Source organism: Aliterella sp. E5.1 (assembly GCF_057473825.1).
The window spans coordinates 1-12,757 of the sequence record NZ_JBYCCV010000099.1; the positions used below are offsets into that span (position 1 = coordinate 1).

14 protein-coding genes, 1 tRNA gene and 1 pseudogene are annotated in these 12,757 nt (G+C 43.1%); 8 read left to right on the top strand and 8 right to left on the bottom strand.

The window, feature by feature from the left end; genetic code table 11:
* Window positions 1–252, top strand: a pseudogene (locus AC2VE5_RS20620) (hypothetical protein); the annotation flags it as partial.
* On the opposite strand, the gene AC2VE5_RS20625 reads toward AC2VE5_RS20620, so the two are convergent.
* A complete protein-coding gene (locus tag AC2VE5_RS20625) occupies window positions 249–554 on the bottom strand; it encodes an IS1/IS1595 family N-terminal zinc-binding domain-containing protein (RefSeq protein WP_486889557.1) in 306 nt (101 codons plus the stop codon). The pseudogene AC2VE5_RS20620 and the gene AC2VE5_RS20625 sit on opposite strands and share 4 nt — an antisense overlap.
* 96 nt (window positions 555–650) lie before the next feature.
* On the opposite strand from AC2VE5_RS20625, the gene AC2VE5_RS20630 reads away from it, so the two are divergent.
* Entirely contained in the window at window positions 651–1,412 is a 762-nt protein-coding gene (locus AC2VE5_RS20630; protein ID WP_486889558.1) for a sensor histidine kinase, read from the top strand.
* Between the two features lie 15 nt (window positions 1,413–1,427).
* On the opposite strand, the gene AC2VE5_RS20635 is transcribed toward AC2VE5_RS20630, so the two are convergent.
* Both AC2VE5_RS20635 and AC2VE5_RS20640 read right to left on the bottom strand, forming a co-directional pair.
* Complete coding sequence (locus tag AC2VE5_RS20635) at window positions 1,428–2,885, bottom strand: ankyrin repeat domain-containing protein (RefSeq protein WP_486889559.1); 1,458 nt, start codon at window positions 2,883–2,885, stop codon at window positions 1,428–1,430.
* 222 nt (window positions 2,886–3,107) lie between these two features.
* Window positions 3,108–3,638, bottom strand: coding sequence for a GAF domain-containing protein (locus AC2VE5_RS20640; protein WP_486889570.1), 531 nt, complete (start codon window positions 3,636–3,638; stop codon window positions 3,108–3,110).
* Window positions 3,639–3,778: 140 nt separating this feature from the next.
* On the opposite strand from AC2VE5_RS20640, the gene AC2VE5_RS20645 reads away from it, so the two are divergent.
* Entirely contained in the window at window positions 3,779–4,249 is a 471-nt protein-coding gene (locus AC2VE5_RS20645; protein WP_486889560.1) for a DUF4079 domain-containing protein, read from the top strand.
* Between the two features lie 28 nt (window positions 4,250–4,277).
* On the opposite strand, the gene AC2VE5_RS20650 is transcribed toward AC2VE5_RS20645, so the two are convergent.
* Window positions 4,278–4,934 (bottom strand): DUF1997 domain-containing protein, encoded by a 657-nt coding sequence (locus AC2VE5_RS20650; protein ID WP_486889561.1) that lies wholly within the window; start codon window positions 4,932–4,934, stop codon window positions 4,278–4,280.
* A gap of 192 nt (window positions 4,935–5,126) precedes the next feature.
* On the opposite strand from AC2VE5_RS20650, the gene AC2VE5_RS20655 reads away from it, so the two are divergent.
* Window positions 5,127–5,786 (top strand): NAD(P)H-binding protein, encoded by a 660-nt coding sequence (locus AC2VE5_RS20655; RefSeq protein ID WP_486889562.1) that lies wholly within the window; start codon window positions 5,127–5,129, stop codon window positions 5,784–5,786.
* 22 nt (window positions 5,787–5,808) lie between these two features.
* On the top strand, window positions 5,809–6,495 hold the full coding sequence (locus tag AC2VE5_RS20660) for a glycoside hydrolase family 24 protein (RefSeq protein ID WP_486889563.1): 687 nt from the start codon (window positions 5,809–5,811) through the stop codon (window positions 6,493–6,495).
* Between the two features lie 199 nt (window positions 6,496–6,694).
* On the opposite strand, the gene glnA is transcribed toward AC2VE5_RS20660, so the two are convergent.
* Window positions 6,695–8,116 carry a type I glutamate--ammonia ligase gene (gene glnA / locus AC2VE5_RS20665; RefSeq protein ID WP_486889564.1) on the bottom strand — a complete coding sequence of 474 codons (1,422 nt, stop codon included), beginning with the start codon at window positions 8,114–8,116 and terminating at the stop codon, window positions 6,695–6,697.
* Between the two features lie 343 nt (window positions 8,117–8,459).
* Between glnA and apcB the strand changes: the two genes are divergently transcribed.
* A complete protein-coding gene (gene apcB, locus AC2VE5_RS20670) occupies window positions 8,460–8,969 on the top strand; it encodes an allophycocyanin subunit beta (RefSeq protein WP_486889565.1) in 510 nt (169 codons plus the stop codon).
* On the opposite strand, the gene AC2VE5_RS20675 is transcribed toward apcB, so the two are convergent.
* From AC2VE5_RS20675 to AC2VE5_RS20685, 3 genes are all read right to left on the bottom strand, one after another.
* Window positions 8,966–9,175, bottom strand: coding sequence for a hypothetical protein (locus AC2VE5_RS20675; RefSeq protein WP_486889566.1), 210 nt, complete (start codon window positions 9,173–9,175; stop codon window positions 8,966–8,968). The genes apcB and AC2VE5_RS20675 overlap by 4 nt on opposite strands.
* 33 nt (window positions 9,176–9,208) lie before the next feature.
* Window positions 9,209–9,290: transfer RNA gene (locus AC2VE5_RS20680), tRNA-Leu, on the bottom strand.
* Window positions 9,269–10,144, bottom strand: coding sequence for a M48 family metallopeptidase (locus AC2VE5_RS20685; RefSeq protein WP_486889567.1), 876 nt, complete (start codon window positions 10,142–10,144; stop codon window positions 9,269–9,271). Before AC2VE5_RS20685 ends, AC2VE5_RS20680 begins: the two co-directional genes overlap by 22 nt.
* A gap of 243 nt (window positions 10,145–10,387) precedes the next feature.
* Between AC2VE5_RS20685 and AC2VE5_RS20690 the strand changes: the two genes are divergently transcribed.
* A complete protein-coding gene (locus tag AC2VE5_RS20690) occupies window positions 10,388–10,834 on the top strand; it encodes a Fur family transcriptional regulator (RefSeq protein WP_486889568.1) in 447 nt (148 codons plus the stop codon).
* An 89-nt stretch (window positions 10,835–10,923) separates the two neighbouring features.
* Window positions 10,924–12,618 carry a DUF3685 domain-containing protein gene (locus AC2VE5_RS20695; protein ID WP_486889569.1) on the top strand — a complete coding sequence of 565 codons (1,695 nt, stop codon included), beginning with the start codon at window positions 10,924–10,926 and terminating at the stop codon, window positions 12,616–12,618.
* Window positions 12,619–12,757: the final 139 nt, after the last annotated feature.

Sequence of the window (12,757 nt, forward strand, 5' to 3'; positions counted from 1 at the left end):
ATCACCGCCGCTGTACAGGTCGCATCCGTTGCTCCAGCAACACTTGTATTACGTGGCAGCGTTCAATTGATTGCTTGCGTTGCTACTCAACTCACCACTTGGTCTGCTCAACAGTTAGCTACTGTCTCAATTGCAGATTGGCGTTTCTTACGTTCCCAGTTAGCACAACATCCCATCAATCGGTTTGAGCAACTACGTTTTCGGCGTTCTCCTGCTGATTACCTTGCTTTATTGGAAGCTCAATTACTCTAGCTAACTTTGCTACTATAGGTTTTTTTGGTGATTTCGATGGTCTTCGGCGTTTGGTAAAACTTCTGATTGACATACATTTGCAACCAACGCTCTGAAACACCCGTCACCCGTGCAATCGCTGCTAGGGCAAGGCGTTCGAGCAACAACTTATCAATCAATTGGCGAGTAGCTTCATCAATCGGTTGTCGGGTTGCACCCTCAACAAACTGCCGTCCACAGCCTTGGCAACGGAATCGTGGTTTGCCGTAATGGGTCTGTCCGTACTTGATGATTTGAGGAGATTGACACTTGGGGCAGTTCATTGAGTCGTCTGCAATGATTGAGGTTCTTGGTTTACCAGCTTACCATTACGATGCGGGAGTACCGATTATTTAACTAAACCATTTACAAAAACAGAGTTGTTGGGAGCGATCGCAACTCGCCTAGAAAAGCACGCCGTTGTTGCCCAACACTTTGAGGAAGAATTGGTTAGTTTTGTTCAAAGTATTACCGATGCGCTGCCGGACGAACTGCTCAAGCCAATTTATCAAATCTCTAGCTTGACGCAAAAGCTAGTTGACGAACACGATTCTATTGCACCCCAGGAAATACTTAACACCGCAGAGGATATTAATAGGTCAACCATGTACCTGTATCGGTTGATGGAGAACTTCATTATTGACTCAAAACTAAAAGCTCTAAACCTCAATTCCCAAGAAGTTGAAGTATTAAGCGATTGTCGGACATCCAATCCCAACACGGTAATTATGGATGTAGCCACCCAAAAAGCTACGCGGTACGGGCGGGAGGCGGACTTAACTTTAAATATTGCTCGTGCTGGGGTAAAAATTGCCGAACAGGATTTGCGAAAAATTGGCGAAGAAATTATCGATAATGCTTTCAAGTTCTCTGAAACTGGAACGCCAGTACAGATTAAAGCCACTATAGATAACGATATTTTTCAACTAACTATCGCTAGTACCGGGTGTGCGATGACTCTAGAGCAGATTGCTAGTATCGGCGCTTGCAGGCAGTTTGAGCGCGAATTTTACGAGCAGCAAGGTCTGGGTTTAGGTCTAGTAATTGCCAAGCGCCTCACGGAGCTTCACGACGGGCAATTGACAATTCATACTGCAAAAACTGCACCTACTACTGTTTGTATCGAGCTTAAGTGCGCTTGATGGGCAAGAGCTTTTCTACGAGCCTAATTGCTGCAACATTTGCGCGATATCTTTGTAACCATTAAATTCTGCTAAAGCTAAAGCCGTGTAACCACCACGGTTTTTTGTGTTTATATCGGCTCCAGCTTGCACCAGTAACTGCACTGCTTGAAAGTATCCTCGTGAAGCCGCCCACATCAAAGCTGTGGCTTGAGCAGCGTCTTGTAAATTGACATCGGTTTTTGCGGCTAATAGCTGCATTACTTCTACGTGATTGTGTTCTGCTGCCTTAATTAAAGCCGTCTTGCCATCGGGGGCTTGCATATTAGGATCGGCTCCAAAATTGAGCAATGCCTGTACGGTGTGGCGATCGCCTTGAGTAGCGGCAATGTTTAATAGGGGGTCGCTCCTAGGCTCGTTTAAATTCGCTCCGTGACTCAATAGCGCGGTGACAATTTTACTGTGTCTTTGCAAAACCGCCAGCAATAAAGGTGAATCCCCTAGTTGATTAGTTAATAAGGGATTAGCGCCACGATCTAGTAAAATTTGTGCCAGTTCAAGATAGCCTTCAACGGCGGCAAGATGGAGGGCTGTATCGCCATTAGTGTCTTGAGCATTAATATCCGCACCGCGATCGAGTAAGGCAATAGCAAGAGTGCTATATCCTCCCGCTACTGCCGCCGCCAAGGCGGTTTCTTGCGCTTGGTTTTTTACTTTTACATCTGCGCCATGCTCTAGCAGTGCTTGAACAATTTTTAGATTGCCCAAGTCGCAATTGAGCATCAAAGCTGTTTCTCCTTCGTTATCTTGAATATTGGCATCTGCTCCTTTGGCAAGCAATAATTCTGTAATAGCCAATGAGTCGGCAGCTTGCATTAAAGCTGTTCTACCGTCTAAATTTTGCTGATTTACGGCGGCTCCGTACTCTAGCAACACCTTTACTGTTTGGCTGTATCCTTTCGTTACTGCCAGCATTAAAGCTGTTTCGCCATTCTTAGTTCTATTTATATCCGCACCTGCTTGGAGCAGGCTTTGCACTATTTTGGTATGACTGTGCTGTACCGCTACGATTAGGGCAGTATCTTCATCTCGATCTTTGATCTTAATATCTGCCCCAGCACTCAAAAGCACGGCGAGAACTTCAAGATCGTTTTTTAAAGACGCGACCATTAACGCCGTGCTGCCATCGTCATTTTTGGCGTTGACATCTGCGCCATGAGTTAGCAAGATTTGGGCAGCATCAACTTGATGATTTGCTGCTGCTAACATTAATGCCGTAATGCCAAATTTGCCACGGGCGTTGGAGTCGGCTCCAGCTTCAATTAGCAAGCGGACAATTTCGCTATAACCGCCAAGAGTTGCCAACATTAAAGCCGTAGTACGACTTTCTGTTGCAGCATTGACATCCGCACCGACTGCTAATAGCGCTTGCACTTGTTTAATCTGTCCGCTTTTTGCTGCTTCGATCAACAAAACGTCATGATTAGAAGCCATATTCTCTTTAGCATCCTGCCCACCCAATGCTACAAATTATACTTTATGGCTTGACCTCTATTTATCAGCTTCGTGCTTGAGCAAGTAAGCTAAATCCACCACCTCCAGAGTACCGAGATCCAGAAGTCAATTTAGAGCGATTTACAAAAAATTATTTATCCTTTCTAGGAGCAGGCGATTCTGGGTATACTTACGCCTGCATTGTGCAGGCGCACTCCCAATTCAGTTGGGAATTACTTGTTTTACATAGGCGACGGCGAGGGGCGTGACTTTTTGTTCTACCTGAGCAATGATAGCGCGGTCAAATTCTGACCATATTCTGGGTTGACCAAAGATACAAGGTTGCAAAACTCCCCACAGCATACCGTCTTGGCATAAGTGAGAGTGAATTAAAGCTCTATGTCCAAAAGACTTTTGCTCAAAGGCTAAGTTTACTACTTTTGGATCGGCGGTTTCTACATCTTCCACAAAAATTGAGGGGTCGGTGCGGAGGGCTGCCGCAAAGAGTGGGTCTTCCTTCGGTAAAGATTCTGGCTCTACTTGCACTGTAAAAGTAGCGACATTAGGCACATCTGGGCGACGCTGCCAACAATAGGGCGTTTTGCCAGTACAGGTAAAAGGATTTCGCAAATAGAGAAAAGTGCGATCGCTTTCTAATACATCGCACAATACTGGTAGCAGCGCCGAAAAAACCGCATCAGGTTCGCTGTTATTGGCAAAGATATTCTCTAAAGCTTCAGGTAGATTTTGCATTGGTTTGAGTAGAAATGTTAAAAAGACATCTAGATGTTGCACAAACAGCCCAATTTTAGACTCCACAACTATTGCAACAAGTTTTTTAAAGCAGTTATGCTAAGTTTTATCAAGCATATTAAGAAATGAGATAGGGCACTATGAGTCTGGAAATTCCTACAGAAATCAAACCTTGGCTAAATATCTTTCACCCGCTTTTGATGTTTGCTTTGCTAGGGGTTTCAATTTACGCGCTTTATCTAGGCTTGAAAGTTCGGCAGACTCGATACGCAGAGGGTGATGTTAAAAAAGAGCTAATTAGAGGCAAATTTAATATCAGGCATTATCAAATCGGTTCGATCTTGCTTGGCTTAATGGTAGTTGGGACGCTAATTGGTATGGGCGCTACTTATATCAACAACCAAAAGCTATTTTTTGGACCGCATTTATTGGCAGGATTGGGAATGACCGGAGCGATCGCTGTTTCTGCTAGTTTGTCTCCTTATATGCAAAAAGGACAAAACTGGGCAAGATACACGCATATTGTCTTAAATTCGGTGCTTTTAGCTCTGTTTGCCTGGCAAGCCGTGAGCGGAGTCCAAATTATTCAAAACATTCTCAGCAAGCTGTAGTTAGAGCGATGCTCCTTGCCCCTCTTGCTTACTTGTGGCACTTAGATTTGGGGGGTAAGGGCAGCCCTAAAGACTTGTAAAAATCTGCCTGCACTTTGGCAGTCAAACGGCGCGATACTTGACGAACAATTTGATTGAGTAAGCGATCGCCTGTATTTCTAATCACCGATTGGGGCAAGCGATAAATAAACTTAGGAAACTGGACATCAACGTTCAAGTCTAGCGTCCACTCTACTTTAGTTACTAGCTTTCCCTGACTATCGGCGGGGATTTCTACTAGCTCCATCACTGCTTTAAAATCGACATCGTAGCCCGGAGCAACATAATTGGGAATCGCGATCGTTTTGATGCGATACACGCCATTTTCTGGCGGTAAAAGCTCTAAACCAACTTTTGGCTCTACATCATAACCAAACGCGCCAAAGCGACCAATTACTAAAGCATAGCCATTTGCAGAAATTACTTCCACCTTCATAGGTTGGGCGCAGCGACAAAACCACTCTTGATGAGTATTAAGATATTCAGCCACCGTTGGCGCTGGGGCATACATTTCCATACAGTCAGCAAATTGACCAGCAAAGCGCATTGACGTAGGCGCTTGTACCTCAGTGTCCGTATGTGACATTGCTCCCACATCCCATGTAGCGGCTTCTCTTGATTGAAATTCGTGATTTTGTGACAACATAAGCTTGTTATTGTGCGATTCTGCTTGGCTCTAACTTCAGGATTCCCATGATTGGAGTCAATGTTTCACTGGAGCTAACATCTTCATGAAATCTAAAAACTTTAGGGTTTTATTCAGTAAATCTACAATGGAGAAATAGAGGCTTCCTAATTTCTCAGTAAATTTTCTTTATAGTGTAGGCACAACTTTAATATGAAAGCATTTGTAGCAGGGGCAACAGGCGAAACTGGACGGCGGATTGTCAAGGAATTGGTAGAGCGAAATATTCCCGTTCGAGCAATGGTTAGAGACTTAGAGCAAGCTAGAGCCGTTTTACCAGAGTCCGCACAGTTGGTAGTTGGCGATGTATTAAAACCGGAGACTCTGAGCGAGGCTATAGGTGACAGTACGGTGATTTTGTGTGCGACGGGTGCTAAACCAAGTTTTGACCCCACTAGCCCTTATAAAGTGGATTATGAAGGGACTAAAAATTTGGTTGATGCTGCTAAAAACAAGGGAATTGAGCATTTTGTGTTTGTATCTTCTTTATGTACATCTAAGCTGTTTCATCCCCTAAATTTGTTTTGGTTAATTTTAGTGTGGAAGAAGCAAGCCGAGGAGTATATTCAAAAAAGCGGACTTGTTTACACAATTGTGCGCCCTGGAGGGTTAAAAAATGAAGACAATACAAGTTCAATTGTCATGTCTTCGGCGGATACGCTGTTTGATGGCAGCATTCCTCGTACTAAAGTAGCGCAAGTCTGCACCGAAGCGCTATCGCAAACCGCCTCCCGCAATAAGATTGTGGAAATTGTGGCAAAGGAAGAAGCCCCATCACAAAGCTTTGAGCAGCTATTTGCAGGTGTAGCTTAATTACAACGTGAGGAGTGAGAAATTGGCGCGTTTTTTACCTTTCAAAGCTAATTTGAGCAAGCAAGTTTTTGAAACTGCTCTAAAAAAGATTATTCCAGTTAGCATTGCTGTTTTGCTGCTTGCTTTATTACTGAATTTACCCAAACAAGCGCAAAAAAAATCGCGCCTTGATCCTACTCTTGGATATTTGCCTCCTTTGGAAATGAAAGGGGGCGATCCTTATATTCGAGCGTTGATGCGGACAATATCAGCTAGTGAAGCGAACGATTCTCAGCCTTACTCAATTTTGTATGGTGGCGGGCAAGTTGACGACTTGAGCCGTCATCCAGAGCAATGTATTACGATTGTTTCAGGTCCCAATATGGGTAATTGCTCAACGGCGGCGGGGCGCTATCAGATGATTAATATTACTTGGTACGAAAAAGCTAAGTTATACCATCCTCAGCCGCCAGGAATCATGTTTTGGCAGCCCTACAGCTTCGAGCCAGAATTTCAAGATGCGGTAGTTTATGCTTGGTTAAGCGATCGCCAATTTTGGGGCAAAGACCTTTCCGCGCTACTACAGCAAGGCAAGTTAAACCAAGTGCGAAAAATACTTTCGGGAACTTGGACAAGTTTGGGCTACGGCATAGAAGATAATTCTTTGACGGGGCGTTTGCCCCAGGTTTATCAAAAAATGCTGAAAGAGGAGTTAAAAAACGCCGCCTAAGAGCCTTTCTGTTGGTAGCCAATAGTGGAGATCCCCCGCTCGTCCACAGTAATAAAGCGCATAGCAGAAGCTCATCGCTTTGCGCTTCCCCTTAAAAAGAGAGACTTCAAGATATTTTCCCCCTTGGTCACTTCGACAAGCTCAGTGACCAAGGGGGGATCGTACCGCTAGATACTTTAACCCACCATCTACCTACTTCTTAGCAATCGTAGTACAACGAAAACTCGTAGGGGTGGGGACGCAAGCGCATCGGGTTGATTTCTTTATCCAGTTTGTAGGTAATCCAATTTTGAATAAAGTCTTCCGAGAAAACGCCACTTTCCGTTAAGAAATCGTGATTATGCTCCAAGTTTTCTAAGGCTGCTTCTAAAGATCCAGGTGTAGAAGGTACTTTACTCAATTCTTCAGGACTAAGTTCGTAAATATCCACGTCCAAAGGATCGCCAGGATCGATCTGATTTTTGATGCCATTTAGACCCGCACACAACATCGCCGAAAAGGCTAAGTAGGGGTTGCAGCTAGGATCGGGACAGCGAAATTCGAGGCGCTTTGCCTTGGGATTGTCGCCCGACAGGGGAATCCGAATCGAAGCGGAACGGTTGCCTTGAGAATAGGCTAGGTTTACTGGTGCTTCGTAACCCGGTACTAATCGCTTGTAGGAGTTGATGCTGGGGTTTGTAAAAGCAAGAATAGAGGGCGCGTGCTTGATTAACCCACCAATAAAATGCAATGCCAATTGACTTAATTTGGCGTATTTATCGCCGCCAAATAAAGGTTGTCCATCTTTCCAAATAGACATATGGGTGTGCATCCCCGTACCGTTGTCGCCAAACATCGGCTTGGGCATGAATGTCGCCGTTTTACCATATTTTTTAGCAACGTTTTTGACAATGTACTTATAAGTCATTACATAGTCGGCAGCATTTACCAAGGGAGCAAACCGAATCCCCAGTTCGCACTGTCCGCCGGATGCTACTTCATGGTGATGCTTTTCAATTGGTACGCCGCACTTGCCCATTGTCAGCAGCATTTCTGAGCGAATGTCTTGCAACGTATCGGTAGGTGCAACGGGGAAGTATCCGCCTTTATTGGCAATTTTGTAACCCAAGTTGCCACCGGGTTCCTTTCTACCCGCGTTCCAGCCGCCTTCTACTGAATCTATGTAGTAATAGCCTTCATGTCCGGTTTGATCGAAACGCGCATCGTCAAAGATAAAAAACTCTGGCTCTGGACCGCAAAAAACTGTGTCGCCAATGCCACTAGCAATTAAATAATCAATTGCTTTTTGCGCAATCGAGCGGGGATCGCGATCGTATAATTCGCCCGTACGGGGTTCTACAATCGTACAGATCATGCTCAAAGTTGGCACTTCCATAAATGGATCTACCCAAGCTGTAGTTGGGTCGGGTCGCATTGCCATGTCCGAATTGTTGATTGCTTTCCAACCCCGAATACTGGAGCCATCGAAAGCAACGCCATCAGTGAAAGAATCTTCATCGATTAGGCTGCGATGGAAAGTGCAGTGCTGCCAAATACCCAGCATATCAACAAATTTTAGATCGATTAGCTCGATGTTATGGTCTTGAATCATCTTCAAGACTTCTTGGGGGGTTTCAGGCATTGATAACTCCTTATGTAGCCGACGCGCTCAAATTTATTTAATGATATTTTCTCTTTCCCGCTTTTGCAGGTGAGAACTAATTATGCCACTTCTGAATCATCCTAAAGAGAGACTTGGGGCAGTTTTGTAGCTTACTACACAAAATACTGTTTTGATCGGTTTGATTTAGGATTCAATGCCGCTTATATATTGATGAACGGGTTACGCGCGATCGCGCTTTTGGCTTAAGATCCTTAAATAAGTGCGAAAGAAAGCCTGGGCGTTACACAAATTTATAGCAAGTGCGATCGCACCCCTGTTAAAAATATTAGATATCAGATAAAAAAGTTGGGAGAACAATTTTATGCGGGATGCAATCACAAGCTTAATTGGCACTTATGATGTGGCTGGTCGCTATTTTGACCGCAATGCCATCGACAGTCTCAAGTCTTACTTTGATACGGGAACAGCCAGACTCCAAGCAGCCGCAGCAATTAATACTAATGCTGCCGCCATTGTCAAGCGTGCTGGTTCTAAATTATTTGAAGATTTGCCAGAATTGATTCGTCCTGGTGGCAATGCCTATACTACCAGGCGTTATGCAGCTTGTTTGCGCGATATGGACTATTACTTGCGTTATGCTACTTATGCGCTAGTCGCTGGCAATATGAATGTACTAGACGAGCGCGTATTGCAAGGTTTGCGCGAAACTTACAATTCTTTGGGCGTACCTATTAGTCCCACTGTTCAAGGCATCCAAATTATGAAGGATATTGTCAAAGAAGCAGTTGCGGCGGTGGGTGTAGCGGATACAACTTTTGTCGATGAGCCGTTTGATTATATGACGCGCGAGTTGAGCGAAAAAGATATTTAAGCAGCCAGCAAATTTTCTAAGATCGCAAAAAGCGGGAAGATAGTTTTATCTTCCCGCTTTTTGTTGTTGCTGCTATTTTCTTTGAGCTTTTGGCGCAACATCTGCGTTTGCTTTTTCAACTGCCTGGCTCTAGCACTTCCGCCTCTACCTTTACTGTTTCTGCCCTCAGAGCGCGGCGATTCCCACCGCTTCAAGCGCTGGTTCATAACCATTCATCTCCCAACAATTAAACGTTTCAGTGGGCAGGAGGAGACTCGAACTCCTACGGGTTTCCCCGCTGCATTTTGAGTGCAGTGCGTCTACCAATTCCGCCATCCGCCCGAACCTGAAGCTTTGCTAGTATAACCTATTGTATGGGTTTTTAGCAAGGATTGATATTCTTGACTTGTTGCCCATAGATCGATTTCTCTTGCCCGCAATACTGGCACTGGATGACTTAGTTGCGCTGTCCGTGCTGATTTGAGCATTTCTCCCAATTCGTTACTGCTAATGTCGTCGTAGGCGTGAGATTGGGCAATAAATGCCTCAAGGTTCAGTTGGGGAGCCAAAATTGGCGATCCGCCTGCGAGTTTCATCAGTAGTGACATAACTACTTTGGGATTTTGGGTAGCGAGTAAAGCTGCGCGATCGCACGTAAATTCGGCACAGCGTACCCATTGCAATAACTGCGACTGTATGCTTTGTGCTAAAACTTCGCCCCAGGTAGGGATTTGACTAGCGGCGAGGATCAGTAAATTTATTGGTGTCAGATAAACGCTGTGATCGCACTTTAGATGACCTAATTCGTGAGCAATCACTGCCTGAATCTCCTCTGGTGTGAGTAAGTCTATTAGGGAAGTATGCAACACTACAAACGGTTGTTTTCCCCGCATGGCGAAGGTGTAGGCGTTAGGAATTGGGTGCTGGCGGATATATAGCTGTGGTGGCTCCAAATCGAGGATTGCACAAGCTTCTATCAGTAGCTGGTGATACTGTGGTAGTTGATGCTTGCCTACGAGGACACTAGAAGCAATATTTTCTACATAAAAGAATTGCTCGGCTATTGGTCCTAACAGATTTCGCACCATTAAATCTATACCAGGTATCTGCTTGATAGCCTTGGTTGCTTCTAAGTCTAGGGGGTGGCGAAATTCGTCAGCTTTCAAACCAATTAAGGAAGTTTTAGATAAAGACATAGGCGATCGCAGCTACAAAAACAGATAGGTTGCTCTATAGAGCCATGATAACGAATCTGTTGCCCCTGCCTGCTGACCGCCGTAGACGTTTGTTGATAAGTTAGAATAAAGTTGTAATGAGTTTACTTTAGCAAATTAACTTTTACGCCAATGAGTTTACAGACTGATTCAGCACTCAAGTCCGGAGAACAAATGCGTGTAAACACACGTTTTAATTACTAAAATGGTTAATAAATTATAATTATGCAAAAAGAGGCGGCAACATTAAAACCAATTCGCTCCCTTGAAGATGCTGTAGATCGGTGTCAAAATTTAGGTATGCGTTTGAGCCGTCAACGTCGCTTTATTTTAGAGCTACTTTGGCAAGCAAAAGAACACCTGTCAGCAAGAGAAATTTACGATCGCTTAAATCAGCAAGGTAAAGAAATCGGTCATACATCGGTTTACCAAAACTTAGAGGCGCTTTCCAGCCAAAATATTATTGAGTGTATTGAGCGCTCAGATGGTAGATTATATGGAAATATCAGCGATTCTCACAGTCACGTAAATTGCTTGGATACAAATCAAATCTTAGATATTGATGTCAAGTTACCCGCAGATTTATTGCAGCAAATCGAGCAGCAGACGGGCGTAAAAATCACTGACTACAATATAAATTTCTACGGCTACAAAAAGAAAGAAGACAACTAAAAATTGAGGACTTGGAGTAAGAAAATTGAACATCAATAGTTGTAAGTTTTTGCTCCAATCTTTCCCTCTAAAGCACGGTTAATTGCAGTATGAGTGATTCTCTCCTCAAACTACTGTTAGTTGACCAAGAATCGATCTATCGAACTGGACTGCGCGTACTAATTGAACAGTTTGCCGATATCGAAGTAGTTGCAGAAGCCGACAGCAACGCGGTTGTACTCCAAATATTAGCGCAACGCGATCGCACGCCAATAGACTTGGTAATTTTGGCGTTAAATGTCCCTAGTAGCCAATCTGAGGGAGTATTATCTTTACAATTAAGTAAGCAAATAAAACTTTTATATCCAAGCTTACCTATATTATTAATTAGTGCAACTAGGGAGCCTATACAATTATCTGTAGCAAAAGCCCTAGGCATAGATGGTTATTGTGCTAAAAACTTACCTATTTCTGAGCTAGTAACTATTATTAGACAAGTAGCAAAACAACAATTTCCTTGGGAAATAGATTCATCACCAACTTTTAATAGATTTAGTAAGATGAGGGAAAATTTGCGTTTGTCTGGGTTGCAACAAATTGATGAAACTTTAAATGATGTAACAGCACAGTTGCAAACTCCCGGACTAACAGTATTAGAAAAAGCTATGTTTGCCGGACATAGGAGAGAATTATTAGCCTCTCGTTGGTTGATTAATCGGATGTTAAAACCGCGAGAAACTCCGAGCGCAAACGGTACTTATCCTAAGCTTGTAGAGAGCAACAAGTTGCAAGTCAAAGAAAGTTCTCTTGTATTAGTCAAAAGTAGCTCAATTCAATCGCCGCAACCCGATATATTTGCATCGATACGAGCCAAATTGCAATTTAATCTAGAAAATCTCACAGATGTACCGCTAGAAATTGATATTTTAAGAATAGAAAAAAAGAGAGAATTACTAAGTATAATTTTGGCAAAAATTGAAGCAGTTATTATTCAACTAAGCGCGGATAAGGTACAAATAGAGCAGTTGCCAAAAATGCGTGAGGTGGTTTTAATAGACTTATGCCAAGAAGCAACCATAGATTTTTTTGGCAAGTATTCAACAATTAGAGTAGACGAACAAAATGTAGAAATTGCCAACTATTTGCTACAAAACACGGAAATTGTAAAAACTGAAATATTGCCCAAAATTCCGCTAGTGCGATCGCTTCTTTCTTATCTGTTATTTGCTACACCATTAATTGTTGATAATGTACCTTATTCTGCTTCTACTCCTGAAGCAATGGCAAGAGCAGAAGTATTACTACAAAACTTACTAATTGAACTAGCTAATGCAGTAGTTCAACCGTTATTAAATAAGTTGGGAGATGTAGAAGTAATCAAACAAAACTTTTACGATTCTAGCTTGATTTCTACACGCGAAATAGAGCGATTTAGAAACAGTCTGTCTTGGAAATATCGTCTAAAAGAATATATTACTGAACCAAGGTTAATGTTTGAAAGCCGTTATGATTTATTTGTATTTGCCAGCAGAGGAATTGCTCAAGTATCAATTTATGCACCGCGAAATCGAGAATTGAAGCAGCTTACAGGTATTCCTTTTGTAGTGACACTAGCTCTAGAATTTAGAGATGCGATTTCTCCACGATTACGAGCCGCCGTAGCATTTTTAGGTAGTAGTGTTGTTTACGTGCTTACACAAGTAGTTGGTAGAGCTATAGGCTTGATTGGACGTGGTGTTTTGCAAGGTATTGGTGGCTCTTTTCCAGCAAATAAATTTGGCAAAGATAGCGAAAAATTTAAGTAAGTATTCTTATTTATACCAATTCTTTATGAAGCTGCGCTAAATAAAGCTTCAAGGATGAAATTGTAAGAAGTGAGAGAAGCAATCGTCTCAGGAGTGATGGCAAGGAGTGCATCAGTTAACTTCTGCTGTAGTTGTGGGA